At 70.7% G+C, this 26,104-nt stretch carries 35 protein-coding genes; 12 read left to right on the top strand and 23 right to left on the bottom strand.

The features are described 5' to 3' along the window. Positions 1-2: 2 nt before the first annotated feature. A complete protein-coding gene (locus tag ABD127_RS06840) occupies positions 3-797 on the bottom strand; it encodes an alpha/beta fold hydrolase (RefSeq protein ID WP_344199084.1) in 795 nt (264 codons plus the stop codon). Between the two features lie 171 nt (positions 798-968). On the opposite strand from ABD127_RS06840, the gene ABD127_RS06835 reads away from it, so the two are divergent. Continuing rightward, entirely contained in the window at positions 969-1,445 is a 477-nt protein-coding gene (locus ABD127_RS06835) for a hypothetical protein (protein ID WP_344199082.1), read from the top strand. 21 nt (positions 1,446-1,466) lie between these two features. On the opposite strand, the gene ABD127_RS06830 is transcribed toward ABD127_RS06835, so the two are convergent. Further along, entirely contained in the window at positions 1,467-1,850 is a 384-nt protein-coding gene (locus tag ABD127_RS06830; RefSeq protein ID WP_344199080.1) for a hypothetical protein, read from the bottom strand. A gap of 134 nt (positions 1,851-1,984) precedes the next feature. Here ABD127_RS06830 and ABD127_RS06825 point away from each other — a divergent pair, with 134 nt between their 5' ends. Then, on the top strand, positions 1,985-2,221 hold the full coding sequence (locus tag ABD127_RS06825) for a hypothetical protein (RefSeq protein WP_344199078.1): 237 nt from the start codon (positions 1,985-1,987) through the stop codon (positions 2,219-2,221). A 6-nt stretch (positions 2,222-2,227) separates the two neighbouring features. On the opposite strand, the gene ABD127_RS06820 is transcribed toward ABD127_RS06825, so the two are convergent. The 9 genes from ABD127_RS06820 to ABD127_RS06780 form a co-directional block, all read right to left on the bottom strand. Then, the gene (locus ABD127_RS06820; RefSeq protein WP_344199076.1) at positions 2,228-3,232 is read right to left on the bottom strand and encodes a 5'-3' exonuclease H3TH domain-containing protein; all 1,005 of its coding nucleotides are present in this window, start codon (positions 3,230-3,232) and stop codon (positions 2,228-2,230) included. Between the two features lie 23 nt (positions 3,233-3,255). Beyond that, on the bottom strand, positions 3,256-4,710 hold the full coding sequence (locus ABD127_RS06815; RefSeq protein WP_344199074.1) for a cryptochrome/photolyase family protein: 1,455 nt from the start codon (positions 4,708-4,710) through the stop codon (positions 3,256-3,258). Between the two features lie 40 nt (positions 4,711-4,750). Beyond that, the gene (locus tag ABD127_RS06810) at positions 4,751-5,155 is read right to left on the bottom strand and encodes a hypothetical protein (protein WP_344199072.1); all 405 of its coding nucleotides are present in this window, start codon (positions 5,153-5,155) and stop codon (positions 4,751-4,753) included. 9 nt (positions 5,156-5,164) lie between these two features. After that, complete coding sequence (locus ABD127_RS06805) at positions 5,165-5,821, bottom strand: NUDIX domain-containing protein (protein WP_344199070.1); 657 nt, start codon at positions 5,819-5,821, stop codon at positions 5,165-5,167. 19 nt (positions 5,822-5,840) lie between these two features. Next, on the bottom strand, positions 5,841-6,647 hold the full coding sequence (locus ABD127_RS06800) for a MerR family transcriptional regulator (RefSeq protein ID WP_344199068.1): 807 nt from the start codon (positions 6,645-6,647) through the stop codon (positions 5,841-5,843). Between the two features lie 25 nt (positions 6,648-6,672). After that, positions 6,673-7,434, bottom strand: a complete 762-nt coding sequence (locus ABD127_RS06795; RefSeq protein WP_344199066.1) for an ABC transporter permease — start codon at positions 7,432-7,434, stop codon at positions 6,673-6,675. Between the two features lie 11 nt (positions 7,435-7,445). Beyond that, complete coding sequence (locus ABD127_RS06790) at positions 7,446-8,219, bottom strand: ABC transporter ATP-binding protein (protein WP_344199064.1); 774 nt, start codon at positions 8,217-8,219, stop codon at positions 7,446-7,448. A gap of 120 nt (positions 8,220-8,339) precedes the next feature. Then, a complete protein-coding gene (locus tag ABD127_RS06785) occupies positions 8,340-9,053 on the bottom strand; it encodes an SDR family oxidoreductase (RefSeq protein ID WP_344199062.1) in 714 nt (237 codons plus the stop codon). Position 9,054: 1 nt separating this feature from the next. Further along, positions 9,055-10,221, bottom strand: coding sequence for an acetyl-CoA C-acyltransferase (locus ABD127_RS06780; RefSeq protein WP_344199060.1), 1,167 nt, complete (start codon positions 10,219-10,221; stop codon positions 9,055-9,057). A gap of 115 nt (positions 10,222-10,336) precedes the next feature. Between ABD127_RS06780 and ABD127_RS06775 the strand changes: the two genes are divergently transcribed. Further along, the gene (locus ABD127_RS06775; RefSeq protein WP_344199058.1) at positions 10,337-10,888 is read left to right on the top strand and encodes a winged helix-turn-helix transcriptional regulator; all 552 of its coding nucleotides are present in this window, start codon (positions 10,337-10,339) and stop codon (positions 10,886-10,888) included. A gap of 7 nt (positions 10,889-10,895) precedes the next feature. Here ABD127_RS06775 and ABD127_RS06770 read toward each other — a convergent pair whose 3' ends face one another. Further along, on the bottom strand, positions 10,896-11,711 hold the full coding sequence (locus ABD127_RS06770; protein ID WP_344199056.1) for a MerR family transcriptional regulator: 816 nt from the start codon (positions 11,709-11,711) through the stop codon (positions 10,896-10,898). Between the two features lie 78 nt (positions 11,712-11,789). Between ABD127_RS06770 and ABD127_RS06765 the strand changes: the two genes are divergently transcribed. After that, a complete protein-coding gene (locus tag ABD127_RS06765) occupies positions 11,790-12,158 on the top strand; it encodes a nuclear transport factor 2 family protein (protein ID WP_344199054.1) in 369 nt (122 codons plus the stop codon). Positions 12,159-12,170: 12 nt separating this feature from the next. Here ABD127_RS06765 and ABD127_RS06760 read toward each other — a convergent pair whose 3' ends face one another. Beyond that, positions 12,171-12,944, bottom strand: a complete 774-nt coding sequence (locus ABD127_RS06760; protein ID WP_344199052.1) for an SDR family NAD(P)-dependent oxidoreductase — start codon at positions 12,942-12,944, stop codon at positions 12,171-12,173. Between the two features lies 1 nt (position 12,945). Continuing rightward, entirely contained in the window at positions 12,946-13,437 is a 492-nt protein-coding gene (locus tag ABD127_RS06755) for a nuclear transport factor 2 family protein (protein WP_344199050.1), read from the bottom strand. A 201-nt stretch (positions 13,438-13,638) separates the two neighbouring features. Here ABD127_RS06755 and ABD127_RS06750 point away from each other — a divergent pair, with 201 nt between their 5' ends. Next, the gene (locus ABD127_RS06750; RefSeq protein WP_344199048.1) at positions 13,639-15,054 is read left to right on the top strand and encodes an APC family permease; all 1,416 of its coding nucleotides are present in this window, start codon (positions 13,639-13,641) and stop codon (positions 15,052-15,054) included. Next, positions 15,054-16,175, top strand: a complete 1,122-nt coding sequence (locus ABD127_RS06745) for a DmpA family aminopeptidase (protein WP_344199046.1) — start codon at positions 15,054-15,056, stop codon at positions 16,173-16,175. The genes ABD127_RS06750 and ABD127_RS06745 overlap by 1 nt, the downstream gene beginning before the upstream one ends. Before the next feature lie 54 nt (positions 16,176-16,229). On the opposite strand, the gene ABD127_RS06740 is transcribed toward ABD127_RS06745, so the two are convergent. Genes ABD127_RS06740 through ABD127_RS06730 form a run of 3 tightly spaced genes read right to left on the bottom strand, consistent with a single transcriptional unit; the run spans position 16,230 to position 18,227 of the window. Beyond that, positions 16,230-16,895: a DsbA family protein gene (locus ABD127_RS06740; protein WP_344199044.1), complete on the bottom strand. Its 666-nt coding sequence runs from the start codon at positions 16,893-16,895 to the stop codon at positions 16,230-16,232. A gap of 34 nt (positions 16,896-16,929) precedes the next feature. Next, positions 16,930-17,868 (bottom strand): M56 family metallopeptidase, encoded by a 939-nt coding sequence (locus ABD127_RS06735; protein WP_344199042.1) that lies wholly within the window; start codon positions 17,866-17,868, stop codon positions 16,930-16,932. Next, positions 17,868-18,227: a BlaI/MecI/CopY family transcriptional regulator gene (locus tag ABD127_RS06730; RefSeq protein ID WP_344199040.1), complete on the bottom strand. Its 360-nt coding sequence runs from the start codon at positions 18,225-18,227 to the stop codon at positions 17,868-17,870. Before ABD127_RS06730 ends, ABD127_RS06735 begins: the two co-directional genes overlap by 1 nt. A 107-nt stretch (positions 18,228-18,334) precedes the next feature. Between ABD127_RS06730 and ABD127_RS06725 the strand changes: the two genes are divergently transcribed. From ABD127_RS06725 to ABD127_RS06705, 5 genes are read left to right on the top strand one after another with little or no spacing between them, the layout of a single operon-like run. Next, positions 18,335-18,697: a hypothetical protein gene (locus ABD127_RS06725; protein ID WP_344199038.1), complete on the top strand. Its 363-nt coding sequence runs from the start codon at positions 18,335-18,337 to the stop codon at positions 18,695-18,697. A gap of 42 nt (positions 18,698-18,739) precedes the next feature. Further along, on the top strand, positions 18,740-19,318 hold the full coding sequence (locus ABD127_RS06720; protein WP_344199036.1) for a TlpA family protein disulfide reductase: 579 nt from the start codon (positions 18,740-18,742) through the stop codon (positions 19,316-19,318). Further along, a complete protein-coding gene (locus ABD127_RS06715) occupies positions 19,318-20,061 on the top strand; it encodes a cytochrome c biogenesis CcdA family protein (RefSeq protein WP_344199034.1) in 744 nt (247 codons plus the stop codon). Before ABD127_RS06720 ends, ABD127_RS06715 begins: the two co-directional genes overlap by 1 nt. Positions 20,062-20,111: 50 nt before the next feature. Beyond that, positions 20,112-20,681, top strand: coding sequence for a copper resistance CopC family protein (locus ABD127_RS06710; RefSeq protein WP_344199032.1), 570 nt, complete (start codon positions 20,112-20,114; stop codon positions 20,679-20,681). 46 nt (positions 20,682-20,727) lie between these two features. Then, entirely contained in the window at positions 20,728-22,173 is a 1,446-nt protein-coding gene (locus ABD127_RS06705) for a fused MFS/spermidine synthase (RefSeq protein WP_344199436.1), read from the top strand. Positions 22,174-22,180: 7 nt separating this feature from the next. On the opposite strand, the gene ABD127_RS06700 is transcribed toward ABD127_RS06705, so the two are convergent. The 5 genes from ABD127_RS06700 to ABD127_RS06680 all read right to left on the bottom strand — a co-directional run bounded on the left by ABD127_RS06700 (position 22,181) and on the right by ABD127_RS06680 (position 25,489). Next, positions 22,181-22,750, bottom strand: coding sequence for a dihydrofolate reductase family protein (locus tag ABD127_RS06700; RefSeq protein WP_344199030.1), 570 nt, complete (start codon positions 22,748-22,750; stop codon positions 22,181-22,183). A gap of 69 nt (positions 22,751-22,819) precedes the next feature. After that, a complete protein-coding gene (locus ABD127_RS06695; protein WP_344199028.1) occupies positions 22,820-23,230 on the bottom strand; it encodes a hypothetical protein in 411 nt (136 codons plus the stop codon). Between the two features lie 135 nt (positions 23,231-23,365). Beyond that, positions 23,366-23,650, bottom strand: a complete 285-nt coding sequence (locus ABD127_RS06690; protein ID WP_344199026.1) for a hypothetical protein — start codon at positions 23,648-23,650, stop codon at positions 23,366-23,368. 26 nt (positions 23,651-23,676) lie between these two features. Continuing rightward, a complete protein-coding gene (locus ABD127_RS06685) occupies positions 23,677-23,916 on the bottom strand; it encodes a superinfection immunity protein (protein WP_344199024.1) in 240 nt (79 codons plus the stop codon). 31 nt (positions 23,917-23,947) lie between these two features. Then, on the bottom strand, positions 23,948-25,489 hold the full coding sequence (locus tag ABD127_RS06680; protein WP_344199022.1) for a protein adenylyltransferase SelO: 1,542 nt from the start codon (positions 25,487-25,489) through the stop codon (positions 23,948-23,950). Here ABD127_RS06680 and ABD127_RS06675 point away from each other — a divergent pair. Next, complete coding sequence (locus ABD127_RS06675) at positions 25,481-25,693, top strand: hypothetical protein (protein ID WP_344199020.1); 213 nt, start codon at positions 25,481-25,483, stop codon at positions 25,691-25,693. The genes ABD127_RS06680 and ABD127_RS06675 overlap by 9 nt on opposite strands. Positions 25,694-25,697: 4 nt before the next feature. On the opposite strand, the gene ABD127_RS06670 is transcribed toward ABD127_RS06675, so the two are convergent. After that, complete coding sequence (locus ABD127_RS06670) at positions 25,698-25,919, bottom strand: hypothetical protein (protein ID WP_344199018.1); 222 nt, start codon at positions 25,917-25,919, stop codon at positions 25,698-25,700. Positions 25,920-26,104: the final 185 nt, after the last annotated feature.

Raw genomic sequence — 26,104 nt, 5'->3', positions numbered from 1 at the left:
GGTCAGGCGACCGGTCGGGTGATGAGCGCGGCGACGTCGGTGGGACGGTCGACCTGCGCGCGGTGGCCGGCGGCGTCGAGCTCGTGGAAGGTCGCTCCGGGGATGCGCTCGGCGATCGCACGGCCGTAGGCGGGGGAGACGATGCCGTCGTCGGCCCCCCAGACGACCGACGTCGGCACCGTGATCCGGCCGAGCGCCTGGTCGAGGCGCGGGGTGTGGAGGTAGGGCTCCCAGCCGTAGGCGGCGAGAGCCTCTTCGTTGCGCATGACCTCGAGGACGTCGTCGATGGCCGCGTCCTCGAGGGGGCCGACGCCCTTCGCGGGGTCGGCGTAGGTGAGGCGCTCGAGGTCGGCGCGAATCGTGGCGAACACGTCCGTGATCTCCCGCTCACGGGGCGCACCGAGCTTCACGCCGACCGTGTCGACCAGCACGAGGCGCGAGATGCGCTCCGACCCGCGGGTCGCGAGCTCGAGGGCGACCCAGCCGCCGAACTGCAAGCCGACGAGCGTGACGTTGCTCTGGTCGGTGCGGTCCAGCCAGTCGAGGTAGACGTCAGCGACGTCCGAGACGGTGGCGCACCAGTCGGGGCGCTCGGACCGTCCGAAGCCGGGGTGGCTCGGCAGGACGACCGAGAACTGCTCGGCCAGCGCGGTCGCGAACGGCACGTCCTCGGTCACCCGCTCCGTCCCCGGCAGCACCAGGGCCGTCGGGCCGCTGCCCAGGGTGAGGGTGTCCAGGTGGACGCCGAGGCCGAACTCGACACCGCTGTCGGCGCCTACAAGGTCGAGGGTCTGCACTGTTCCTCCATCGTGGTCCTGATCCGATGAAGCGAGTGTTGCGCGTCACAGTGACGATGACTGTGACTTTGATCCGGTGACCTTCGGGCCAGCCCTCGCCAGCGGCCTCGAAGGCCTCGGAAGAACGTCCGACCCGTGACGCCCCCGCTCAACAGTGGGAGCATCGCTCACGTGAACCTCGGCAACACGGACTGGCCCTCAGCGATCATCGCCACGATCGCGCTGGTGGTCTCGGTCGTCGCCCTGGCTCGGACGATCCGACGCGACAGGTCGGCACAGGCGCAGCAGATCTCGGCGTGGGTCTCGTACCACGAGCCGAACGACCTGCTCGTGTCGTCGAAGGTCGGAGCCCCGTGCCTGATCGTCGCGAACCAGAGCACGCAACCGATCTACGACTGGCACGTCGAGTACTACCACCGAGACGCCCTCATCGGGAAGACCCGCGTCCGGCCGACCGTGCCGGGTGGGGGACGCGAGGTCGTGACGCTGAACGGAGACACCCAGGCTGCGTTCCGCGAGCGCCAGGGCGTCGATCGGGGCGAGCCCGACCGCGCCTTCAGCGACATCGTCGCTGCCGTGGCCTTCCGCGACGCCAGCGGCAAGCAGTGGAAGCGCGACGCAGTAGGGAATCTGAGCCGCGCTCGCTGAGCCCCGCTCGCTGCGGCGGTGTCAGAGAGCCTGGTTGGTCCGCACCAGCAGCGCGTCGAGCTGCGAGGCGACGTCCCGCCGATTCTCGCGGCGAGCCTTGAGGGACGAGAACGGCAGCTGCAACCGGATCCTGAGTGCGTGGAGCTCGCGGATGGAGGAGGTCGCCAGCTCGTAGCGCTCCGACTCCGGTTCGGTGGACCGGATGACCTCGTGGAACGTGACGACGGCGAGGTCGATGCGGGCCAGCAGTCGCTGCGTCGCGCTCTTGGCCTGCAGGCCGCGGATGACCTCGGCTGCCTGCTCACGGTTCTCGGGTCGCGCGAGCCAGGCGATGACGGCAGGCCCCGCGATCTTCGCGACCTTCGGACCGAGGTGCCGCAGCACCCCCGACACCGCACCAGCCATCAGCCTTGCCCTCTCGACTCACGCACGGATCAGTTGCGACCGACCGGCGTCATGTGTGGACAGCCTTTCACCTCGTGGGTCATCCGGCACGAGACGGATGCCGAGGCACGGCCGCCCGGCCTCAGTGTCTCCGGATGCGGTCAGTCCGGCAGTCGACCAAGATCGAGGCACGTCGCTCACCGGAGGAGGCCGCCGTGGCTCGCAAGCGTCCCGTCAACTGGTGGATCTTCTTCGTCATCGTGCTGGTTCTCGCCGCAGCGATGGTCCACGGGCTCGTCCTCGGCGACCCCGGGTACTGGGTGCCTGCGCTCATCGCTGTCGGGTGCGGCAGTTACGTGCTGTGGAAGGGGCGACGTCACGTGATGGGCTGAGGCCCGTCAACGAGCCGCCGCCGACGCCGGGTCGGTGCTGAGCACGCGGACGGCCAGCGCCGTCGTCGCCTCGACGTCGAGGAAGCTGACGACCTTGTTGACGCGGTGCGTGTCGAGCGGGAGCAGGCCCGGTGTGCCGGGGATGTCCGGCGTGATGCCGAGGTCGAGGTCGTCGTGGCCCGACATGATCCGGATGTTGAAGTCGTACCGCTCGCGTGCGCCGGGTGCGGTCAAGCGGCGCAGGACGGTGGCTCCCATCCTTCGTGACCCGACCTCGCTCGCCCACGAATCCAAAGTCGCCACGACGCCGAGACCCTCGTTCACCTCGATGTCGGCCCAGACCGTCTGCATGGGCCCCACCTCCGTGAGCAACGTCGCGGCGGTCTTCTCACCGATGCCGTCGACGCCGGGCAGGTTGTCGCTGGCGTCGCCGCGCAGGGCCGCGAAGTCGAGGTAGCGGTCAGCCGGGACGCCATACATCGCGAGGAGTCGCGGCGGGTCAAGAAGGGGCGATCCGCTGATGCCGCCGTTGATGAGCCGCAGCACCTGGGTGTGGTCGCTGATGTGGGCGAACGCGTCGCGGTCGGACGTGATGATGACGCAGTTCCAACCGTTGTCGCGGGCCCACGTCGCGGCCGTGGCGCTGACGTCGTCGGCCTCCAGCCCTGGGGGAGTGAGGGTGGCGAGACCGAGTGCGTCGAGCAGGGCCCCCGCGCGGTCGAGCTGCTCGACGAGGTCCGCGTCCTTCTCGGTCCGTCCGGCCTTGTAGTCGGGGTAGAAGTCGCGGCGCACGGAGGCGGTGCGGTCGTCGAGTCCGAAGATCACCGCGTCGGGCGCGAAGCCGTCGATCGCCTCGAGGATCTGGCGCAGCATGCCGTGGAGAGCCCACGCGGGACGCCCCGACCGGTCGACGATCTTCGTGTGGGCCCGGGCGTGGTGGTTGCGGTGCAGCAGCGACGGCGCATCCACGACGAGCAGCAGCCGGCGGGGGCGATCTTCAGAGGCAGGCATGAGCGCTGGCCATCCTACGGCGCTCAGTCCGCCAGCCACGGCCTCGCTGCGGCGACGAGCCCTCGCCGCTTCGCGTCGTCGAAGCCGTCCCACTGGCGCACCATCATCGTGCTGCGCGGGTTCGACTCGAACACCTCGCGATGGTCGCGCACGAACGTCCAGAACAGGCCGTCCCAGACGTCCGCCCACTCGCCGGTCGGCAGGTCGGACATCTTTTTCAGATAGCTGCTGGCCGACACGTAGGGCTTGGTCGTGATGGCCGAGCCCGACGCGTACTGGCTCATCGCGTAGACGTTGGGCACCATCACCCAGTCGTAGGCGTCGACGAACATCGCCATGAACCACGCGTAGACCTCGTCGGGGTCGACGCGCAGCAGGCACAGGGCGTTGCCGAGCACCATGAGCCGCTCGATGTGGTGGGCGTAGCCGGTGTCGAGCACGCGGCGCAGGACGGTGTCGACGGGCTCGAGCCCGGTCTCGGCGGTCCACCAGCCGGGCGGCAGCTCGCGGTAGTGGTCGAGAGCGTTGGTGGTGCGCAGCTTCCGGCCCCGGGAGACGTAGCTGCCGCGCATGTACTCGCGCCACCCGATGAGCTGGCGCACGAAGCCCTCGTACGACGCGATCGGCACGCTGTTGCGCTCGGCATGACGGACGACCCGGTCGAGCACGTCCGCCGGGTCGAGCAGGCCGATGTTGAGCGCGGGCGTGAGCGCCGCGTGGAAGACGAAGCCGTGCTCGGACGAGATCGCGTCCTCGTAAGGACCGAACTCGTGGAAGCGCTGCTCGAGGAACTCGTCCAGCATCTCGCTCGCCTGCGCGCGGGTGACCGCCCACGCGAACCGGCCGGGGTCGCCCGGGGCGTCGGGGAAGCGGTCGCGGACGAAGTCGATCGCCTCGCGCGTGATCTCGTCTGGATCGGGCCGGTTGGTCGCCGGGACTGGGTGGTTCTTCGGCAGCTTCTTGCGGTTCTCGGCGTCGAACGACCACTGCCCGCCGACCGGCTCGCCGTCGTCGACCAGCACCTCGAGCCGACGCCGCTGCCACGAGTAGAAGCCCGCCATGCGCGTGCGCTTGCCCTTGAACTGCTCGGCGACGTCGGCGGCCGAGGTCAGGAAGTTCGGCGTCGGCAGCACCTCGACCTCGACGCCCGCATCCTCAGCCGCGCCACGGAGGTCGCGTTCGAGCCAGTCGTCGACGACGTCGTGCCAGCTGACGACGTCGGCGCCCTCCAGCGCCCGGGCCACGCCGAGGCGACTGGTCGAGCGGCCGTCCGTCCGCACCCACTCGACATCCTTTCCGCCGCCGTCGAGCTCACGAGCGTGGTGCTCCATCGACGCCCGGTGCAGCACCAGCTTGTGCGCGTGGAACGGGTACTGCCGGAACAGCAGGTCGTGCTCCACCAGCACGAACAGCTCAGCCTCGACGTCGAGGTTCTGCGCGAACAGCTGGTGGGGGAGGACGAGATGGACGCGGCGCACACCTCAATCCCACCACCGGTGGGCGGACGCCGCCCGTCGGTCAGTCCTCGCCGCAGACGTCGGCGACGAGGTCGCGGATCTGCTCGAAGCCGACGATCGTCCCCGCTTCACCCTCCTCGAGCTCGGCCACGAGGGCAACGCCGTAGTCCTCGGACAGCACGCGGAACGCCTTCTCGGTGTCGCCGCTGACCAGGGCGACGTTGCCGAGCTTGGTCGTCTGCGAGAACCGCACCGTGAAGTCCGGGGTCTGGAGCCCGCCGACGTCCTCGTTGATCGTCTGCGCCTCGGGTGAGTTGAGCTCCTGGTCGCACGTCGTCCCTTGCGCGACGTAGACAGCCTCGCCGGCATCGTCTCCGTCGTCCGAGCACGCGCCGAGAGCGAGCGACCCGATCGCGACGGCAGCCAGCAGCACCATGCTCCTCGGGAGGTGCGGATGTCCGGCCACGTTCCGATGCTAGGTCAGGCGAAACGGCCCGTCGAGGAAAGCCCACTGCAGCAGCATCACGGTCTTCGCGTCGACGATGTCGGTGCCGATCCGGGCACGTGCGTCGTCGGCGTCGAGCTCGACGGTCTCGATGTCTTCACCCTCGTCGGCGACGCCGTGGCTGGTGCCACGGAGGTCGTGGTGCCGGTACGGCGCAGCGAAGAAGTGCAGCCGCTCGGTGACCGATCCGGGGCTCATGAAGACGTCGAAGACGTGCTGCACCTCGCCGACCTCCACCCCGGTCTCCTCGACCGCCTCCCGGCGGATGGCGGCCACCGGGTCGTCCTCGTCGAGCAGCCCGGCCGCGGTCTCGAGCAGCATCCCGTCGGGGTGGCCGTTGACGTAGACCGGGAACCGGAACTGCCGGGTGAGCAGGACGGTGCGTCTGGCGGTGTCGTACAGCAGGATCGTGGCGCCGTCGCCGCGGTCGTACGTCTCACGGCGCTCGGTTCGCCAGTTGCCGTCGGAGTGACGTTGGTCGAACGTCGTCGCCCGCAGCACGTACCAGTCGTTCGCCAGCACCTCCACGTCGCGCACGACGATGTCGGGGTTGCGGGTCAGGTCACGGCCGGTCAGGTGCAGACCTGTGCGTCCGCGACGGTCGGGTTCGTCGATTCCTGCAGTCACCCGCACGAGCCTGCCACGATCAGGCGTCCGCGCGCCGCTCCTCAGGCGGCCCGACCCAGCGCATGTCGGTCCAGCCGACCCAGCCGCGCTCCTCGAGCAGCTGGAGCATGCGGCTCGCCCCGGGGAAGGTGGCGATGAAGGCCTCGTCGAGGAGTCGCACGAGGTCGTCGCCGACGACCGGCACGGTCTCCGGGTCGGCCAGTCCGTGCGCCGATGCGCTGGCGGCCTCGACGAAGGCGACGACCCGGTCGACCAGCGCCGACATCGATGCCTCGTCGAGGTCGACCTCGAGGAAGCCGTCGAAGTCGAAGTCGAGGTACAACCGCCGCAGGTCGGGGAGCTCGATCTGCGCGCGCTTGATGTCCATGAGCGCGGGGATCGCGTCGGGCATCTGCGCCGCGATGAGGATCCAGCTGTCGCGCTCGATCTCGATCACGCGCTCGGGGAACCCGAGCTCACGCATGCGAGTCACGAACTCGGCGACCTCGGGAGGGAGCGCGAGGCTGTCACCCGCTGCGAGGCGTGCGATGCGGCGCCGGTGCTCCTGCCGTTCCCGCACCTCGTCGCGCAGCCGCTGGTCGATCTCCGCCACGGACGCGGAGAAGGCCTCCGGGTCCGCGTCGAGCATCGTCTGCACCCGCGACAGCGGGACGCCCGCCTCCGCGAGGGTGCGGATCCGGATCAGCCGCACGACGTCGCGGGCGTCGTAGCGGCGATAGCCGGAGTGGTCGCGCGGAGGCTCCGTCAGCAGGCCCTTCGCGTGGTAGTGCCGAACAGCCCGTACGGTCACCCCCGCGTAGGTGGCCAGCTGGCTGATCGTCAGCATGGGTCCCTCCTCTGGCGGTCGCCGCTCACGAGATGCGTCGCCGATAGGTTCTCATCGCCAGGGCGTAGGCCACCACCAGCAGTCCGAGGCACCAGGCGAGTGCGACCCAGCCCTCGTCGCCCACGGGCTGCTCGGCCAGCAGGGCGCGCAGCGTGTTGACGATCGACGTCACGGGCTGGTGCTCCGCGAACCAGCCCAGCGCTGCGGGCATGCCCTCGGTCGGGACGAAGGCCGAGCTCACGAACGGCAGGAAGATCAGGGGGTAGGAGAATCCGCTCACTCCGTCGACCGACCTCGCCGTCAGTCCCGGGACCACCGCGAGCCACGTCAGCGCCAGCGTGAACAGCGCGAGCAGGCCGACCACGCCGAGCCAGGCGACGATGCCGGCGCCGGAGCGGAACCCCATCAGCAGCGCTACCAGCACGACCAGCACGAGGGAGACGGCATTCGCCACGAGCGACGTCAGCACGTGACCCCACAACACGGCAGACCGGGCGATCGGCATCGACTGGAGCCGTTCGAACAGTCCGGTCGAGACGTCGGTGAACAGCCGGAACGCGGTGTAGCTGATGCCAGAGGCGACCGTGATCAGCAGGATCCCCGGGAGCAGGTAGTCGACGTAGCTCTCCTGGCCGACCGAGATCGAGCCGCCGAGGACGTAGACGAACAGCAGCAGCATCGCGATCGGCGTGATGGCGGTCGTGATGATCGTGTCGGGACTGCGCGCGATGTGGCGCAGGGAGCGGCCGAGCAGGGTCGTCGTGTCGGCGAGGTGTGCGGTGGTCATCGTGGGCGTCCTCACTGCTGGTGTCCGACGAGGGCGAGGAAGACGTCCTCGAGCGTGGGCTTCTTCTCGACGTACTCGACCTGGGTCGGCGGCAGCAGCCGCTGCAGGTCGGCGAACGTGCCGTCGGCGATGATCCGGCCCCCGTGCAGGATCGCGATCGAGTCGGCCAGGTGCTCGGCCTCGTCGAGGTACTGCGTCGTGAGCAGCACGGTCGTGCCGCCGGCCGCGAGCTCGCTGATCGTGCGCCACACCTCGAGCCGGGCCTGCGGGTCGAGCCCCGTGGTGGGCTCGTCGAGGAACAGCACGGGCGGGTCGCCGATCAGGCTCATGGCGATGTCGAGCCGGCGACGCATGCCACCGGAGTACGTCGCTGCCCGGCGGTCGGCGGCGCTCTGCAGATCGAAGCGCGTGAGCAGGTCGTCGGCGACGCCACGCGGATCGGGGACGTGTCGCAGGCGAGCGATCAGCACCAGGTTCTCGCGTCCGGTGAGGATCTCGTCGACGGCAGCGAACTGTCCCGTCAGGCTGATGGCGCCGCGGACGGCGCTGGGCTGGGTGGCGACGTCGTGACCGTCGACGGTCGCGGTGCCGCCGTCGGCCTTCAGCAGGGTAGACAGGATCCGCACGAGGGTGGTCTTGCCGGCGCCGTTCGAGCCGAGCAGCGCGTAGATCGAGCCGGACGGGATGGTCAGGTCGATGCCGTCCAGCACGCGCTGGTCGCCGAAGGACTTCGTGAGTCCGGAGACGGCGACGGCGGTGGTGGTGAGTGGGGGCGAAGTGGTCATGACGTGAGTGTGGAACGTTGACCCTGCGTCAGGGTCAAGCCTCGTGTCGCACCGACCTCCCTGCGCACGCCGGGCGACCTCGGGATGAGCGAGGTCGCCCGGCGTCGTCGCGGTCGAGCGTCAGGCCGGGCTCGCCGCAGAACGGGCGAGCTGCGGGTACAGGCCCTCGATCGGCCCGGCCAGGCCGGCCTTGAGGTGACGGCTGACGTCGTCGACCAGCACCTCGAACTCGCCGGCCTCGACACCGTCGTAGGCGGCCCGCACGACGTCGGCCGGGTCGAGCTTGGGTGCGTCCACGTCCGTCGTCATGGGGGTGTCGGCGTAGCCGAGGTGGAGGGCGGTCACGTGGATGCCCTCCGGTGCCAGCACCACGCGCTGCGTGTTGGTCGCCGACCAGAGCGCCGCCTTCGTCGCGCTGTAGGCGTCGCCCATGCCGTGCCAGCTGAGCGCCGACAAGACGTTGACCAGGACCCCACGCTCGGCCGCCAGCGCCGGTCGGAAGGCGTTGGTCACGGCCAGCGCACCCCAGAAGTTCGTCTCGAACAGCTGGCGTCCGGCGGCGAGGTCGCCCAGGACGCTCGCGCCGTTGAGGGCGCCGGCGTTGTTGACCAGCACCGTCACGTCCGTGGCCTCGGCTGCGGCGGCCGCGACGGACTCCGTCGACGTCACGTCGAGGGCGAGCGGCACGACGCGGTCGTCGTCCCAGTCCTTCGGGGTGCGGGCCGCGGCGTAGACCTTCGCGGCTCCGCGCTCGAGCGCCTGGTGCACGAAGTGGGTGCCGAGGCCGCCGTTGGCGCCGGTGACGAGCACGACGGCTCCGTCGATCGTGGTCATGTCAGATCCTCTCGATGATGGTGGCGTTCGCCAGGCCGCCGGCCTCGCACATGACCTGCAGGCCGTAGCGCCCGCCGCTCTGCTCGAGGTTGTTCACCAGCGTGGTCATGAGTCGGGCACCCGAGGCGCCGAGCGGGTGGCCGATCGCGATCGCACCGCCGTTGACGTTGACCTTCGCCAGGTCCGCGCCGGTCTCCTTCTGCCAGGCCAGCACGACCGACGCGAACGCCTCGTTGACCTCGAAGACGTCGATGTCGTCGATCGTCAGGCCCGCCTTCGCGAGCACCTTCTGCGTGGCCGGGATGATGCCCGTCAGCATGTAGATCGGGTCGTCGCCCGCGACCGCGAAGGAGTGCACCCGCGCGCGCGGCGTCAGGCCGAGTCGCGCAGTGGCCTCCTCGCTCGCGACCAGGAGGGCGGCGCTGCCGTCGTTGACGGGCGAGCTGTTGCCGGCGGTCACCCGCCAGTCGAGCTCGGGGAACCGCTGCTCCCAGTGCTCGTCCTTGAACGCGAGCCGCAGTCCGGCGAGAGTCTCGGCCGTGGTGTCCGGTCGGATCGTCTCGTCGACGTGGAGGTCGTTGACCGGCGCGACCTGGGAGTCGAACAGGCCGTCCTTCCAGGCGCGGGCGGCACGCTGGTGCGACTCGGCGGAGAACTCGTCGAGCTGGGCGCGCGACAGGTCCCAGCGCTGGGCGATGAGCTCCGCACTGACGCCCTGCGGCACGAGACCCTGCTCGTAGCGCGCGCCGACCCGCGAGCCCGCGAAGTCCTTGCCCTGGAACTGCGAACCGATCGGGATGCGGCTCATCGACTCGATGCCCGAGGCGATCGCCACGTCGTAGGCCCCGGCGATGACGCCCTGCGCGGCGAAGTGGAGTGCCTGCTGCGAGGACCCGCACTGGCGGTCGACCGTCACGCCCGGGACGGACTCGGGGAAACCGGCGCCGAGCAGGGCCCAGCGGGCGGTGTTGCCGGACTGCTCGCCGACCTGTCCGACGGCGCCGCTGATGACGTCGTCGACGACCGCCGGGTCGATGCCCGTGCGCTCCACGAGTGCTGCCAGGGCGTGGGCGTGCAGGTCAACCGGGTGGATCTCGGCGTAGGCGCCGCTGGGCTTGCCCTTGGCGAGCGGGGTGCGCACGGCGTCGACGAGGTAGGCGCTGGTCATGATCCGGTCCTTCTTTCGTGAGCGAGGCGGACGTTCAGCCCCTGACTATGAGAAACCATAGTCAGAACGTACACCCTGACTTGTGATGAGCAAAGCCAGCGTTAGGATCGTCACCATGGACCACGAGCGACCGGACCCCACGACCACTGACGTGATCGAGCGTCAGGGCGCGTTCGAGGACCGCGACGCCTGGCCGGTCAAGGGGTACTGCCGCATCGAGCGCGCTCTCGACCTGGTGGGTACGCGCTCGGCGATGCTCGTGATCCGCGAGCTCTTCTACGGCGGCACGAGGTACGAGGAGCTGACCCGGCGCACGGGTCTCAGCGAGGCCGTCGTCGCGGGGCGGCTGAAGCAGCTGCACGGCGACGGCATCGTCGAGCGACGGCCCTACCAGGAGGCCGGCCAGCGACGCCGCGACGAGTACGTGCTCACCGATCGGGGGCGAGCCCTGTTCCCCGTCATCGTCGCGCTGGCGGAGTTCGGGGACGTCGTCAGCGACGACCCCCGGACGGGCGTGCAGCTCGTGCACCGTAACTGTGAGGCTCCGTTGGCGCCCCATGTTCGCTGTGGCGAGGGCCACGAGGTGCCGCTCGACCAGGCGGCCGTGCGACTGCGCGACGAGGAGCACGTGACCGCGCTGCGCGACAGGTCGCGCGCGCAGCGCTGACGGCCCGTCAGCCGATGCGCAGGACCGGCCAGCCGATCTCGGTCCTCCAAGCGGACGCGTCGGACGTGTCGCGCGGGCCCACCAGGTAGGTCTCGTGCACGACGTCGCCGACCGCGAGCGCGTGGTCGGCGACCCACGCCCCGAGCTGGCTGTAGGTCTCCTCGATCGTGTCGTGGCTGCCAGGGTGGACCACGAGGGCCAGCTCGACCGCCGGCAGCGTCGCGATCTCGACCCGGCTCCGCGAAGACGCCGCGAACCCGGGATCGACGGAGAAGTGCAGACTGACATCGCCTGCGCCCTCGCTGAAGAGCGCGTTCGCGAAGACGCCGGTCAGGGGCCCGCGACGCTCGTCCGGCGGAACGGCAGTCTGGAGCTCGGCGAGCGCGACGTCGTACCAGCCCAGGACGTCGTCGAGCCCAGCAGCCGATCGGGCCACCGCCACGGTGCGAGCGGGAACGGCGCGGAGCTCGACCTCGATCGCGGGCGGCTCGGGGTCGAGGAGCTGCCGCAGTGCCGACACGGCGGCTCGGGTCCGGTCCAGCTCGGCCTCCAGCCGGGCGAGGTGCTGACTGACGATCTCCGCCCGCTGGGCTGGGTCGTCCGTCGCCAGGACGGCCTTGATCTCCGGCAGTGGGAGGTCGAGCTCGCGCAGGCGGTGGACCGTCCGGGCGGTGGGGATCTGCTCGGCTGCGTAGAAGCGGTACCCCGTCACCGGGTCGATCTGCGCAGGCTCGAGCACCCCGGTCTCGTGGTAGTGCCGCAGCGTCCTGATCGTGAGGTGGGTCAGGGCGGCGAAGTCCCCGATCGTCATGGCGGCGCGCACGGGTCAACTGTGCACCCTCTCGCTGCGGGAGGGTCCAGCACTTGACCCTCCCGCAACGAGAGGGAACACGGTGCTGTCATGAACACCGAACAGAACCAGGCGACCCCGGTCGCCCTCGATGCCCTTCCCGCTGCGGTCCGCACCTTCGTGACCGCTCATCTCGCGCACGATTACGACGCCGAGATGGCGAGCTTCGCGGAGGACGCCACCGTCACCGACGAGGGCCACACCCACACCGGCCTCGGCGAGATCCGCGCGATGCTCACCCGCGCCGCGGGGGAGTACACCTACACGACCGAGGTCACGGGTGCGTACCGGCTCGACGACGCACGCGTCGACGTCGTCCACCACCTGGAGGGCGACTTCCCGGGCGGTGTCGTCGACCTGCACTACCGCTTCACGGTCGGAGCCGGCGGACTCATCGCCGACCTCGTGATCGAGCCCTGAGGTCGGGCCGCGTCACATCGCGGTGAAGCCGTTGTCGACGAACAGGTGGTGCCCGTTGACGAACCGGGAGTCGTCGCTCGCCAGGAACAGGGCTGCGCGGGCGACGTCCTCCGGCTCGCCCATGCGCCCCTGCTGACCGGCCAGGGAGGCGTCCGAGGTGTCGACGCCGTGCCGGCCGAGCGCCTCGATCTCGTGCAGCCCGTGGGGCGTGCGGATGAACCCCGGGCAGATCGCGTTGCAGCGGATCCCACGATCGCGGTACTCGACCGCGATCGCCCGGGCGAACATGTGGCACGCGCCCTTGGTGGTGTCGTAGAGCACCTCGTTGGGTGTCGCGGCCACGGCAGAGATCGACGACGTGCAGATGATCGACCCCTCGCCGCGCGTCAGCATCTGCGGCAGCACGGCCTGGGTCATGAGGAACATCGACCGCACGTTGATGCCGTGCAGCCAGTCCCACTCCTTGACGGTGAGGTCGAGGAAGGGCTTCACGATGATCGTGCCGGCGTGGTTGAACAGCGTCGTCACGTCGCCGAGCTCGGTCGAGACCGCGGCGACGGCGCGCCGGACCTGATCCTCCTGCGAGACGTCCGCAACGGCGACGGCGGCACGACCACCGGCACTCGCGATGTCGCGCGCGACGGCGTGGGCCGCGTTGCCGTCGATGTCCACGATCCCGACGCTCGCTCCCTCCGCGGCGAACAGCCGGGCCGACGCCGCGCCCATCCCGCTCGCACCGCCGGAGATCACGACGACCTTGCCCTCGAGGCGCCCGGTCGACGTCATGTCAGTCGAGCACCATGTCGTTGCCGCTCACGGTCTCGGCCGGGACCTCCTGCTGCACGTCCCAGTGCTCGACGATCTTGCCGTCCTCGACCCGGAAGATGTCGGCCACGGCGGTCGCGGGCGCGCCCTCGGCCGTGTTGAGGGCGTGGACGACGACGAGGTCGTCCTCGGCGACGACGCGAGCGATCTCGTACTCGACCCCGGGCTCGGCGACGTAGGGCGCGAGAGCCTCGACGTAGGCCTCACGCCCGTCGTCCACCTGCGGGTTGTGCTGGACGTAGGTGTCGCCGATGTACTCGTCCGCAGCTCCCGCCACGTCGCCCTCGACGAAGGCCTGCGTGTAGAAGTCGGTCACGAGCTCCTTGCTGCTGACCGAGTCGTCCGACGCGGTCGCCGGCGCGGCGGCGGGCTCCTCGGACGAGCACCCGGCCAGGGCCAGGGTTCCGACGAGCAGCAGCGCGAGTGGTCGGGGAGCGAGGGTCGGTCGTGTCATGGTCGAGTCCTTCCAGCCGTGGATCCCTCGGCCGAGGAAGCCTTCCAGCAGCGTCGCGGCGGGCCGGGCCAACCTGCTCCGACGATGTGTCAGGCAACGAGCCGAAGCCGTGACGATCTGTCGAGGGAGTTCCTCGGGGGTCGGCGGAAGTGTTCGTCGTCACACGTGTCGATCGATGGCACCTGAGTCAGCGAGGAAGCCATGTCATCACCCACCACGCCCCCGCCCGGGACGAGCCAGCACTACGAGCAGGAGCTGTCCCGCTCCCTCGACCTGCGCGGCAACGTCCTGATCACCCTCTCGGCGGTCACGCCGGCGTCGAGCGTCTTCATCATCATCCCGACCGTGATCGCGGCCGTGGGAGGAGCGTCGTTCCGGGCGTTCCTCATGGCCGCGGCCGTCGCCGCGTGCATGGCGCTCTGCTACGCCGAGCTGTCCTCGGCCTTCCCGATAGCCGGCGGCGAGTACTCGTTCGCGGGGCGGGTGCTGGGCAAGGCGGCCGGCTTCTCGCTGTTCCTCATGAACACGTTCAGCCTCACGATGATCATCGGCGTGATCGCGCTCGGGACGGGGGAGTACCTCGCGGCGGCCTTCTCCGGCGCCGACTCCAAGTGGGTCGGCGTCGCGGTCATCCTGGTGTGCGCGGGCGTCGCGATCCTCAACATCCGCACGAACGCGTGGATCACCGGCGTCTTCCTGGCGCTGGAGATGGTGGCGATCGTGGTCGTCTGCGCGCTCGGGTTCGTGAACGTGTCGCGCCCGGTGAGCACCCTCTGGGAGGCCCAGACCCTGGGCGACGACGGCACCCTGATGGGCGTGGGACTCGGCCTGATCGTGGGCCAGACTGCCACGGCGCTGTTCGCCTACAACGGCTACGGCGCGGCGATCTACTTCGCCGAGGAGACGCAGGGTGCGCGCAAGGTCATGGGCAAGGTGATCATCGTGTGTCTGGCGGTGACCGTCGCGGCCGAGATGCTCCCGCTCGCCGCGGTGCTCCTCGGATCTCCCGACCTCACCAGCCTGATCGGTGCGGACAACCCGATGGAGTACTTCATGACCACGCGGGGGTCCGAGGCGGTCAACGTCGCGGTGAGCCTGGCGATCGCGGTCGCGATCATCAACGCGACCGTCGCGATCATCCTCCAGGCCGGCCGCACCCTGTACAGCGCAGCGCGCGACGGAGCCTTCCCCGACGTGGTCGGTCGTCCGCTCGCGTTCGTGCACCCGACCCTCCAGACGCCGCCCGTCGCGACGATCCTGGTCGGCGTCGTGGCCGCCGTGCTGGCCGCGTTGGTGCCGATCACCTCGCTCATCACGGCCACCGGCGCCACGTTGATCGTGGTGTACGTCTTCGTCGCGCTGAGCGCCCTGATCGGCCGTCGCACGGGGGCCACGGCGGGTGCGCAATACCGGATGCCGCTGTTCCCGCTGCCGCCGCTGGCCATCATCGGCGCGCTCGCCTACGTCACGTACCAGGTGTGGGACGCGAACCCGTGGCAGATCGTCATCGCGCTCAGCGCCCTCGGCGTCGGCTTCGTCTACTACCAGGTCTACCTGCGCCCGCGGCACGCCGACCGCTGGACCATGCTCGCCGCCGCCCCCGAGGAGAACATCTGATGAGGACCAGTCCAGTGACCCCGCGCCGCGCTCGCGACCACGGCCTCCCGCTCGAGGGCGAGCCGGGCGAGTGGAACGCGATCACCGACGTCGCCGGAGTGGAGGTCGGCTACCAGACCCTCGTCGAGGGCGACGGCGACCTGCAGGACGGAGGTGGCCCCGTGCGCACCGGCGTCACGGCGATCCTCCCGCGCGGACGGACCGGCGTCGGCACCTCCTGCGCCGCCGGGTTCCACTCCCTGAACGGCAACGGCGAGCTCACCGGCAGCCACTGGCTCGAGGAGTCCGGGAGCCTGTCGCTGCCCATCGGCATCACCAATACGCACTCGGTCGGGGCCGTGCACCGCGGCATCCTCGAGTGGTCGCTGCGGACGAACCCGGCGCTCAAGCCCGCGTGGCACCTGCCGGTGGTGGGGGAGACGTGGGACGGGTACCTCAACGACATCAACGGTGACCACGTCCAGCCGCAGCACGCCGTGGCGGCGCTCGACGCGGCGGGCGGGGGAGCGATCGCCGAGGGCTCGGTCGGCGGCGGCACGGGCATGAACTGCTACGCCTTCAAGGGCGGCACGGGGACCAGCTCGCGACGTGTCCGCGTGGGCACGTCCACCTACACGCTCGGGGTGCTGCTGCAGGCCAACTTCGGGTCACGCCGCGAACTGGTCGTGTGCGGGCGAAGGATCGGTCAGGAGCTCCTCGAGGACAACCCGATGGAGGACGACTCGTGGCTGGCCCCGCCCGGCGCGGGCTCGTGCATCGGCGTGGTCGCGACCGACGCGCCGCTGCTGCCCGGTCAGTGCAAGGCGCTCGCCCGCCGGGTCGCCCTCGGTCTGGCCCGCACGGGCACGACGGGGAGCCACTTCTCCGGCGACATCTTCCTGGCGTTCTCGACGGCCAACCCCGGCAGTCTCGACAGCTCCATCCACGACCAGGGTTCCGAGCTGAGGGCCATGGAGTTCCTGCCCTGGGGCGCGATGGATCCGCTCTACGAGGCCGTGGTGCAGGCCGCCGAGGAATCGGTGCTCAACGCGCTGGTGGCCGCGCGCACCATGGTCGGACGCGACGGTCACCGCAGCCCGGCGCTGCCCGTCGCGGCGCTCGCCGGACCCTGGGGCGCCTGACGGCTCACGGCCCGACGGCGCTCCTGCCTCGCTGCTCCTGCAGGTCGACCCGGGTCATCCGGCCGCGATGGCCCGATCGAGGGCGTCCTCGAAGTCGCCGAGGGTGCGCGGCTGCAGCTGATCGCCGTCCAGGAACAGGGTCGGCGTGCCGCTGAGCCCCAGCGACTGCGCGTCCTGGAAGTCGGCCTCGACCCGGGCAGCGACGTCGTCGCTGACCACGTCGCGGTCGTACTGCGCCAGGTCGAGCCCGATCTGCTCGGCGTAGCCGCGGAACACCGGCGACATGTCGTCCTGGCTCTCGCCCCAGGTGGCCTGGGTCTGGAACATCAACGAGTACATCGCCTCGAACTCGCCCTGGCGCGCCGCGGCCTCGACCGCGTGCGCCGCGTTGCGCGAGTTCAGGTGGCCGGGGAGCGGGAAGTAGCGGATCACGAACTCCACCTGACCGTCGTAGTCCTCGCGCAGCTGCTCGATCGCGGGGTAGAGCGCTCCGCAGGCCTCGCACTCGAAGTCGAGGAACTCCACGAGCACCGGCGAGCCGTCGGGTGCCTCCTGCAGCACGTGGCTGTCGTCGCGGACGATGCGCGGGTCGTCGGCGCCGGAGCTCTCGACGACCTCCGGCTCGCCGCGCGTCTCGAGCACCACGAAGACGCCGAGCACGGCGAGACAGACGGCGACGACGGCCGCCGTGATGACGGTCCTGCGCTGGCGACGGTTCACGAGTGCTCCTTGCGACGGGGCTGGTGCGGCGCGCTCAGGCGCCGAGGGCGAGGTACAGGGCGGGGAGACCGATCGTGGCCGGAGGCGCGAGGGCGGCCAGCGCCGCGACGGCGAGGAGCGACGACGTGAGGCGTCGGTCGTGTCGCGGACGACGCAGCATCCGACCGACCCGCTCGCCGACGGCCGAGCCGGCCATCGCGAGGGTGCCCGACGGTCCGACCGGGCTCGCCATCGTGACGAGGGCCCGGGCCAGCGGCACACGACCGGTGCGAAGGCTCGCGTCGTCATCGGCCTGCAGCTCGACGAGCCGCCGGACCTCCTCGGCGTACGACGGCAGGATCCGCAACGGCCGGGCGGTGCGGGTAAACACCTCGGCGAGGAAGACCGCCCGGTGGTGCCGGCGGCTGAGGTGGCTGCGCTCGTGGGCCACCACCGCGGCCAGCTCGTCGGCGCTCAGCAGCTGCCGAGCGGTGGAGGAGACGACGACGCGCGAACGGCGGCGCGCGCCTGCGGGGATGCAGTACGCGAACGGGCGGTCGCCCGGCACGACGTCGAACCCGTCGAGCGTCGTCACCTCACGCCGGTCGAGGACGTCGTGGAGCCGGCGCCGGCTGTGGTGGGTGGCCCGGGTCGTCGCGGCGGCGTGGAAGACGAGTGCTGCCAAGCCGGCGAGGACGATCACGGCCGTGGCGTTCCAGAGGGCGCTCAGCTCGATCCCGCCCGCGTACACCTGGTGGAGCTGGTCCTCGGAGACGCCGGTGGCGCGGAACATGACGTGCTCGAGGGCGTCGTGGGTCAGCAGGGCCCCGACCGCGACCACGCTGCCGCCCATCGACACCGCGGCGAGGTGCCAGACCGCCAGGGCACGGCCGGGCGCGGCCTCGACCCACTGGGCCCGTCGTAGCGCCCGGTCGATGGTCCAGCCGCTCGTGAGCGCGACGGCCAGCAGGACGAGGGCGACGGTCAGGGACATCAGCGGTGCTCGCCCTCGGCCCGGGCGAGTGCCTCGCGCAGCCGCTGCGCCTCGGCGGGCGTGAGCTGGTCGGCGAAGCTCAGGAGCGCCCCGGCGCGGTCGTCGACCTCGTCGAGGGCCTCGCCCATGAGCTGGGCCGCGTACTGCGACTCCGTGCGGGTCGCAACGTAGCGGAAGGCGCGGCCATCCTTCTCGCGCGTCAGCCAGCCCTTGGCGCGAAGCCGCTCGATCACCGTGATGGCGGTCGTGTAGGCCACGGGGGTCTCGAGGCGGTCGATGACCTCGTGCACCGTGAGCCCGTCCTCGGCCGGCCACAGCGCGTGCATGAGACGGGACTCGAGGTCGCCGAAGCTCCGCATCCCGCACCTCCTTGAACTTCTACAGTACGTAGTAACGTAGATTACCTGGTGGCCGGAAGCGGGGACCCCCGCACGTCCGACACACGCATCGAACCGGAAGGGTAGGCATGTTCCACGGACCGCGACGACCCCGCGCCGCCGGTGTCGTCGCCGCCCTGGTGGTCGCGCTCGGGATCGCCCTCGGTGCCGGACACGTCTCTCAGGCAGAGCCGGAGCCGGTCGAGATGGCAGCGGTCAGCGTGGTGGACGAGGCGTCGGCGACGGTCGGGGGAGGCGTCGACGGCCACGACCTCGGCGGCCTGTGCCTGGCGATCTCGTGCCTGCTGCTGGTGCTCGCTCTCTGCCTGGGGCCCGGCCGGAGGCGCGGCGGGCTGCTCGGGCTCTCCTCTCGTCACGCCCGGGCGGTCGCCCCGCCCTCTCTCGGCCTCTGGGACGTCTCGCTGCGACCGGACGCTCCGGCGAGGTGCTGAGCACGGGGCCCAGCCCTGTCCGCAGCAACCCCTGGAGTCTCCATGTCCCCGCCCCGTTGCATCACCGCGCTCGTCCTCGGCGTCGCTCTGACCGCGTCGATCGCTGCGTGTTCCGGCTCCGCGCCGTCCGACGTCGCGGAGGGCGGGTACGTCTCGGGGGACGGATCGATCACGGTCGTGGCGCCGTCGGAGCGTGACCCCGCGCCGGTGCTCGAGGGGACCGACCTCGACGGCGCCCCGCTCAGCACCGCGCAGTTCGAGGGTCAGGTGCTCGTGGTCAACATCTGGGGGTCGTGGTGCCCGCCGTGCCGCAAGGAGACCCCGGACCTCGTCGTCCTGGCCGACGAGCTCGCGGGGGAGGGCGTCCAGCTCGTCGGCATCGCGATCCGTGAGGGACGCACCGCCTCGAAGGCGTTCGCGACGAACGTCGGCATGAGCTACCCGAGCTTCAGCGACCCGGGCGGGGAGATGCTGATCGGGTTCTCGACCTCGCTCCCCGCGGTCGCCGTGCCCACGACGTACGTCATCGACGCCGAGGGGCGGGTGGCCGTGCGGTACATGGACCAGGTCGACCCCGACACGCTCCGCGAGCTGATCAGCGACGTGCAGGACGGCCGCTGATGGACTGGTTCGGCACGCAGGTTTTCAGCGGAGGGCTCGTCCTGGCGGTCCCGATCGCAGTGCTCGCGGGGCTGGTGTCCTTCTTCTCTCCGTGCATCCTGCCGCTGCTGCCGGGCTACCTCTCCTACGTCAGCGGCCAGGCCGTGCACGACCTCGACGACCGGCCGCGACCCCGGGTGGTGCTGGGGGCGGTGCTGTTCGTCGCCGGGTTCTCGGTCACCTTCCTGTCCTACGGCCTCGCCTTCGGGGCGATCGGCTACCGCCTGATCGAGCACCAGGTCGTCGTCAACACGGTGCTCGGGCTGGTGATGATCGTGATGGGTCTGGCCTTCGCCGGACGCTTCGCGATCCTCCAACGTTCGGCGGCTCCACGCCTGGTGCCGCGGCTGGGTCTGGCCGGTGCGCCGGTGCTCGGACTCCTCTTCGGCGTCGGGTGGACGCCGTGCCTCGGTCCCACCCTGACCGCCGTCCTGTCTTTGTCGCTGACCGAGGGGAGTGCCGCACGCGGGAGCCTGCTGACGGCGTTCTACTGCCTCGGGCTCGGCATGCCGTTCGTGGCCGCCGCGATCGCCTACCGACGCACGATGCGCGCTGCGGCCTGGGCCAAGCGCCATCACCGCGCCATCGCGATCGTCTCCGGCGGCTCGATGGTGCTGGTCGGATTGCTCCTCGTCAGCGGCCTCTGGCAGGAGCTCGTGAACCACCTCCAGGGCCTGATCTCCGGATACGCGGTGGCCGTGTGAGCCGCCTCCTTCACCACCCAACGCCCGACCCCGACGAAAGAAGAGTGCCGATGTCCTCGACCACCCGATGGATCGCCCGCGCCGCAGCCCTCGTCGTCTGCGCGACTCTGCTCCTGCCGCTCCCGGCGAGCGCCCACGACGCCCTGATCGAGTCGACTCCCGCAGCGGGAGCCCAGGTCGGCGCAGGCGACGAGGGCGCCGTGTCCTTCCGCTTCAACAACGACGTCCTGGCGACGGCGGCGTTCATCGCGGTCCTCGACCCGCAGGGTGCGGACGTCAGCTCGGCCGACGTCGTGATCGCGGGCGACACGGTCTCCCGGACCTACACCCCGTCGACCGCCGGCACCTACACCGCGTCCTACCGGGTCACGTCCTCCGACGGCCACCCCATCGAGGGCTCCATCACCTTCACCCACGAGGGACGCCCCGACACGGAGTCTGCGGCGCCGGACGCGAGCGACCGGGGCGAGTCCGACGAGAACGCGGCGAGGGACGATCAGTCCACGTCGAGCGGGGGCGACGGCTCGGCGGTCATGCTCGGGATCGCGGCCGCGTTGGTGCTCACGCTGCTCGTCCTCGGCGTGGTGCGGCGCATCCGTCGCGGCCGCAGCACCTCGTGATCGACCTGGCGCGCCGCGAGGAGGCCGCCGGTACGGTGACGACGTGATGCGCCACGCCCACACCGCCCTGGTGCTCTACGCATCGGCTGCGGTCCTCGTCGTGGAGCTCACGGCCCTGCGGCTCCTCGCTCCCTACTTCGGGCTGAGCCTGGAGACCAACACGATGGTCATCGGCCTCGCCCTGGCTGCGATCGCGGCCGGCTCATGGGCGGGCGGCTGGCTCGCCGACCGCCAGCCGGCCGATCGCCTGCTCGCGCCCGCGCTGGCCATCTCCGGCCTGACGGTCGCGGCGACGCCGGCGCTGATGCGCGCCGCTGCCGCGGTCGACGGCACGACGCTGCTCCTCGCGGCGGTCGTGACGATCGGTGTCCCCGGCGCACTGCTCTCGGCGGTCACCCCGATCGTCACGAAGCTGCGGCTGACGACGCTGGAGGAGACCGGTGCGGTCGTCGGGTCGTTGTCGGGCATCAGCACGGTGGGGGCCATCGCCGGCACGGTGTTGACCGGGTTCGTCCTGATCTCGCGGGTCGCCGTCAGCACGATCCTGATGGGCCTCGGGGTCTCGCTCGTGGTGATCGCGATCGCTGTCCTGGTCGCGAACCGACGCGCACGAGCCGTCCCGCCGCTGGTTCTCGCCCTCGTGGTGGCGGGTGCTGTGACCGTCGCTGCACGGGGGACGTGCGACGTCGAGACGACCTATCACTGCGCGGTCCTGTCGACCGACGCCGAGAACGTCTCGCTCGTGACGCTCGAGCTCGACGGCCTGCGCCACTCGGCGGTCGACCTGGACGACCCGACCCACCTCGAGTTCGACTACACCCAGGCGCTGGCGGTCGTGGCCGACCAGGTGCTCGATGCCTCCGGCGCCGCAGCGCCGGGGGTCCTCCACCTGGGTGCTGGCGGCATGACCCTTCCTCGCTACCTCGACGCCACGCGACCGGGGACCGAGAGCACGGTCGTCGAGGTCGACGGCGGCGTCGCCGAGCTGAATCGCACGGAGCTCGGGCCGATGCCGGAGGTGAATCTCGTCGTCGACGACGCGCGCCTGGTGCTCGACGACCTCGATCCCGCGCAGTTCGAGCTCGTGATCGGCGACGCCTTCGGCGGCATCAGCCCGCCATGGCACCTGACGACGGTCGAGGCGCTGACCGCGATCGAGGCGACGCTGCAGAACGACGGCGCCTACGTCGCCAACGTCATCGACTACGGGCCGCTGTCGTTCGCGAAGGCGGAGGTGGCGACGACGGCGTCGGTGTTCGACGAGGTTCTGGTGCTGTCGGACGCGGCGACGCTCGCGGGGGAGGACGGCGGCAACCTCTTGATCGTCGCCAGCCAGGCCCCACTGGACCTCGATGCCCTCGTGGCGGGCCTGCAGGACGTCGGGTGGGACGTGCTCGCGGGCCAGGGTCTGCGCGACTGGTCGGCCGGAGCGCCGATCCTGACCGACGACTACGCGCCCGTCGACCAGCTCATCACCGGGGTCCTCGGGTAGAGGGACCTCACGCCGTCGCCTGCGCGGGCCGGTAGCGCAGGGCCACCACCCCGGAGCCGAACTCCTGGCGATCGACGAGCTCGAGCTGGACACGCTCGCTCAGGCCGGCGAGCAACGTGGGCCCGTGCCCGGCGATGACCGGCTGGACGAGGAACTCGTACTCGTCGATCAGCCCCAGGTTGGCCAGTGCCAGCGGGAGCGTCACGCCGCCGACCCACAGGCTCCCGCCCGGCTCGTCCTTGAGCCGCTGGACCTCCTCGGCGAGGTCGCCGTGCAGCAGCTCGGCGTTCCAGTCGACAGCGGTCAGCGTGCTCGAGACGACGTGCTTCTTCGTCTCGTCGATGGCCTCGGCGAACGGGATCTCCCAGTCGCTCATCCAGTCGGGCCAGGGGCCCGTGGCGGGCCGTCGCCACGCGGACTCCATCATCTCGTAGGTCACGCGGCCGAACAGGAGGGCGTCGGCGCGCTCCATCTCGGCGGTCCAGTACCGCATCGAGTCCTCGTCGGGAGGCGAGCCGGCCTCGTGGTGGCAGCATCCGTCGAGCGTGACGTTGATCGAGTAGCGAAGAGGTCTCATCCCGGTGCTCTCTGTGATGGTGCGATCGCGCGCCGCAGCGGGCACTCGTGGGCTCGTTCTCCTCGGTGGCTAGTACGTGATGACGAACTCGCCGATCGTCGTGACGCCGTCACTGGCATAGACCGGGAGGACGGCGTCGGGCAGGCCCGCTTCTTTGGTCCTCTCCCACTCGACGGCCTCGTCCGGGTTGGCGACGTTCGCGCCGGTCGCCTCGTCGAGGTCGTCGCGGACGACGAAGCCCTCGGCCCCATTGGTGGCGACGACCGCCAGGAGGTCCGGGCGTTGGTCGTAAGACGCGTCGTCTTCGGATCCGTAGGTCTGGCCGCGATCGTTGACCGGGAAGTCGACGGCAGTCTCGGAGGACGTGACCTCGGAGCCGTCGTCGTCAGGTGCCGAGCAGCCGCCGACCACCAGAGCGGCAGCGATCAGTGCCAGGGCGAGACGGTCGCGGCGGTGTGGTGATCCAAGGCTCGTGGTCACGGCCAGCTCCGATCCAGAGACGTCGTCCTGATTGTGGTGCGGGCGACCCGGTCCTGACAAGAGGCGTCTACGCCCGGCACCGCACCTGGAATCGGGACCTCGACCACCAACCGTGCCCCAGATCCGGCAGCGCCGTTAGGGCCGATACTCCCGGCGGGGAAGGGGTGCGTGGTCGGGCGGAAGGACGGGGTTGCCGCGTTGACCGAAGACGGCGCCGGCGATGGTGAGGGTCCTGGTGACCAACCAGCCAGCGCCCGTGAGAACACGCCCCAGCACCGCCGTCAGCCGCCGAGCAACGCTCTTCATGGCCGGATCTTCCCACGAACTTCGGTCGTTCGTGCGCGTGAGCGGGTCGAGATCCATCTCGTCCCGGACGGCTTCGGCGATGTCGAGGTGCCGGGGCTCGATCGCGTGAGACATCGGCGGCAACCTGTCCGCGGTGGGGCCTACCGGCGGAAGCCGATGGCCTGGTGCGACGAGAGCGACATGACGAGCGCGACGACCCATCCGATGACGGACCACCCGAGGAGCAGGTTGATCCAGAAGATCGTGCCGGTGTTCGCCTTGCCGCGGGTCGCGGCGATGGCCCACGGCAGCATGTAGCCGGCCGTCACGACCGCCACGATCCAGGCGATGACGGTCTGGACCGGTTTGCCGGACTGGTCGGTGACGAGCTGCGATCCCATGCGTCCAGCGTAGAGGGGGAGTCGTGACCGCTCAGGTGCCGCAGTAGGTCGTGTAGCGCCCGAAGTCCTGCGGCGCCGGCTGCGCGAAGCGCTCCAGGCCGGGGCGCTCGTGGAAGGGGTGGTGGATCACGTCGAGCAGCTGGTGGAACGGTTCGAGGTCGCCAGCGGTCGCGGCGTCGAGCGCCTCCTCGACCAGGTGGTTGCGCGGGACGTAGACGGGGTTGGTGCGGTCCATCAGGTCGGCGTCGGGTCCGTGCTCCCGCCAGCGCGCCAACCAGGTGTCGAGGCCGGGGAGGTCGACCACGAGCCCGCGGAGAGGTTCGGCGTCACCGCGGGCAGCGTCGACGAGGGCGCGGAAACCGCTCGTCCAGTCCACGCGGTTCGCGTGCAGCAGCGCCAGCAGCTGGTCGCCGAGGTCGGCCGCGACGGCGTCGTCCGGGTCGGACGCGAGCCCGATCTTCGCCAGCAGACCCGTGGCGTAGGAGGCGCCGTAGCGGGAGCGGAACGTGCCCAGCGTCTTCGTCGCGAGCTCGACCGCGCGGTCCTGGTCGTCGGCGACGAGCGGCAGGAGCGTCTCGGCGAACCGGGCCAGGTTCCACTCGGCGACGAGTGGTTGGTTGCCGTAGGCGTAGCGGCCGCCGGTGTCGATCGAGCTGTAGACCGTCGCGGGGTCGAACGCCTCCATGAACGCGCAGGGACCGTAGTCGATCGTCTCGCCCGAGATCGTCATGTTGTCGGTGTTCATGACGCCGTGGACGAAGCCGACCAGCATCCATCGCGCGACGAGATCGGCCTGGACGGTCGCGACGGCCTCGAGCAACGCCAGTGCCGGGTTCTCGGCCCGAGCGGCCCCGGGGTGGTGACGGCTGATCGCGTGGTCGGCGAGGCGTCGCACCAGCTCGACGTCGCCGGTGGCCGCCGCGTACTGGAACGAGCCGACGCGCAGGTGACTGCTCGCGACACGCGCCAGCACGGCACCGGGAAGGTCGGTCTCGCGGCGGACCGCGCGGCCGGTCGCCACCACCGCGAGCGATCGCGTGGTCGGGATCCGCAGCGCGTGCATCGCCTCACTGATGACGTACTCGCGCAGCATCGGTCCGACGGCAGCGCGACCGTCGCCGCCACGGGAGAACGGCGTGCGCCCCGAGCCCTTGAGGTGCAGGTCGCGCAGGTTCCCGTCGCGGTCGGTCAGCTCCCCGACCAGGAGCGCGCGCCCGTCGCCGAGTCGCGGCGAGTAGCCACCGAACTGGTGCCCGGCGTACGCCTGGGCGACCGGGGTGGCGCCCACCGGCGCGAGGTTCCCGGTGAGCAGACGCGCGCCTGTGACGCCGCGCAGCGTCGCCGGCTCGATGCCGAGCTCGTCGGCCAACGGCTCGTTGAGGACGAGCAGACGGGGGTCGGGCGCGTCCTCGGCCTGCCAGGGCAGCGAGAGCTCAGGGAGCTCCGTCGCGAACCGGTTCGCGATCGGGAGCACCTCGGGAGTCGACGTCACGTCGTCGAGCCTACGGATCGCCCATCCGCCGCTCGACGAGCGCTTCGCCCGGATCTGGTTGAAGATTCGATCATGGCGCATCAGAACCTCATGACCTCGAACTCGGCGCTGGCTGCCGTCGCCCTCACGTCGACCCTGTTCGGCCTGATCTCCATCGGCGAGGCAGGCCGGCGCACGGTCAGCGACCTTCGCCAGCGTGGCGGCGCCGCTCGCAGCCGTCCGGCAGACGCACTCGCGGCTCGGCGCGCCCGTCGCTCGCGCCGCACGGAGTCCGTGGCCGCCTGACCCCTCAGTCGCCGAGCGGCCAGGGCTCGTAGCGCACCGTGGCGATGCCCCACAGCTCGGTCCGCAGGCTCGCGACGACCCGATCTCCGTCGCGTCGCCACTGATCTCGGTGGTCGGGGTGGTCCCAGCCGGTGTCGTGCGCGAAATGGCGCTCCCAGTAGTCGTTCCAGGCGGCGATCGCGCCCGTCAGGTCGTCGGAGAGCCCGTAGGTGTCGGGAGTCGTCACGTATCCCGCCGGTGAGTCAACGCGCTCCCAGAGCGGCCAGTCGCGCCCGTACTCGGGAAACACCCGGACGACTCGACCCATATCTGCAGGCTTCCTCGTGCGCCGAGCCCGGCCGACGGTCTTCGCCATGCGAACAGTATGGAGGCCGTCGCCGGTGTCGTGTGCCGAGAAGCTGGTGAATCGCA

Source organism: Aeromicrobium alkaliterrae (genome assembly GCF_039529015.1).
GTDB lineage: Bacteria > Actinomycetota > Actinomycetes > Propionibacteriales > Nocardioidaceae > Aeromicrobium > Aeromicrobium alkaliterrae.
Note: the sequence above shows the minus strand (reverse complement) of the source record. Positions and strands in the feature narration are given on the sequence as shown.

Bases quoted from the DNA above. Each gene is read 5' to 3' on its own strand.
- ABD127_RS06830 (WP_344199080.1), bottom strand. From the start codon at position 1,850: ATGGCTGGTGCGGTGTCGGGGGTGCTGCGGCACCTCGGTCCGAAGGTC.
- ABD127_RS06825 (WP_344199078.1), top strand. From the start codon at position 1,985: ATGCGGTCAGTCCGGCAGTCGACCAAGATCGAGGCACGTCGCTCACCG.
- ABD127_RS06820 (WP_344199076.1), bottom strand. From the start codon at position 3,232: ATGCCTGCCTCTGAAGATCGCCCCCGCCGGCTGCTGCTCGTCGTGGAT.
- ABD127_RS06800 (WP_344199068.1), bottom strand. From the start codon at position 6,647: ATGCTGACGATCAGCCAGCTGGCCACCTACGCGGGGGTGACCGTACGG.
- ABD127_RS06795 (WP_344199066.1), bottom strand. From the start codon at position 7,434: ATGACCACCGCACACCTCGCCGACACGACGACCCTGCTCGGCCGCTCC.
- ABD127_RS06790 (WP_344199064.1), bottom strand. From the start codon at position 8,219: ATGACCACTTCGCCCCCACTCACCACCACCGCCGTCGCCGTCTCCGGA.
- ABD127_RS06785 (WP_344199062.1), bottom strand. From the start codon at position 9,053: ATGACCACGATCGACGGAGCCGTCGTGCTCGTCACCGGCGCCAACGGC.
- ABD127_RS06780 (WP_344199060.1), bottom strand. From the start codon at position 10,221: ATGACCAGCGCCTACCTCGTCGACGCCGTGCGCACCCCGCTCGCCAAG.
- ABD127_RS06775 (WP_344199058.1), top strand. From the start codon at position 10,337: ATGGACCACGAGCGACCGGACCCCACGACCACTGACGTGATCGAGCGT.
- ABD127_RS06765 (WP_344199054.1), top strand. From the start codon at position 11,790: ATGAACACCGAACAGAACCAGGCGACCCCGGTCGCCCTCGATGCCCTT.
- ABD127_RS06760 (WP_344199052.1), bottom strand. From the start codon at position 12,944: ATGACGTCGACCGGGCGCCTCGAGGGCAAGGTCGTCGTGATCTCCGGC.
- ABD127_RS06755 (WP_344199050.1), bottom strand. From the start codon at position 13,437: ATGACACGACCGACCCTCGCTCCCCGACCACTCGCGCTGCTGCTCGTC.
- ABD127_RS06750 (WP_344199048.1), top strand. From the start codon at position 13,639: ATGTCATCACCCACCACGCCCCCGCCCGGGACGAGCCAGCACTACGAG.
- ABD127_RS06745 (WP_344199046.1), top strand. From the start codon at position 15,054: ATGAGGACCAGTCCAGTGACCCCGCGCCGCGCTCGCGACCACGGCCTC.
- ABD127_RS06735 (WP_344199042.1), bottom strand. From the start codon at position 17,868: ATGTCCCTGACCGTCGCCCTCGTCCTGCTGGCCGTCGCGCTCACGAGC.
- ABD127_RS06730 (WP_344199040.1), bottom strand. From the start codon at position 18,227: ATGCGGAGCTTCGGCGACCTCGAGTCCCGTCTCATGCACGCGCTGTGG.
- ABD127_RS06725 (WP_344199038.1), top strand. From the start codon at position 18,335: ATGTTCCACGGACCGCGACGACCCCGCGCCGCCGGTGTCGTCGCCGCC.
- ABD127_RS06720 (WP_344199036.1), top strand. From the start codon at position 18,740: ATGTCCCCGCCCCGTTGCATCACCGCGCTCGTCCTCGGCGTCGCTCTG.
- ABD127_RS06715 (WP_344199034.1), top strand. From the start codon at position 19,318: ATGGACTGGTTCGGCACGCAGGTTTTCAGCGGAGGGCTCGTCCTGGCG.
- ABD127_RS06710 (WP_344199032.1), top strand. From the start codon at position 20,112: ATGTCCTCGACCACCCGATGGATCGCCCGCGCCGCAGCCCTCGTCGTC.
- ABD127_RS06705 (WP_344199436.1), top strand. From the start codon at position 20,728: ATGCGCCACGCCCACACCGCCCTGGTGCTCTACGCATCGGCTGCGGTC.
- ABD127_RS06700 (WP_344199030.1), bottom strand. From the start codon at position 22,750: ATGAGACCTCTTCGCTACTCGATCAACGTCACGCTCGACGGATGCTGC.
- ABD127_RS06690 (WP_344199026.1), bottom strand. From the start codon at position 23,650: ATGTCTCACGCGATCGAGCCCCGGCACCTCGACATCGCCGAAGCCGTC.
- ABD127_RS06685 (WP_344199024.1), bottom strand. From the start codon at position 23,916: ATGGGATCGCAGCTCGTCACCGACCAGTCCGGCAAACCGGTCCAGACC.
- ABD127_RS06675 (WP_344199020.1), top strand. From the start codon at position 25,481: ATGGCGCATCAGAACCTCATGACCTCGAACTCGGCGCTGGCTGCCGTC.
- ABD127_RS06680 (WP_344199022.1), bottom strand. From the start codon at position 25,489: ATGCGCCATGATCGAATCTTCAACCAGATCCGGGCGAAGCGCTCGTCG.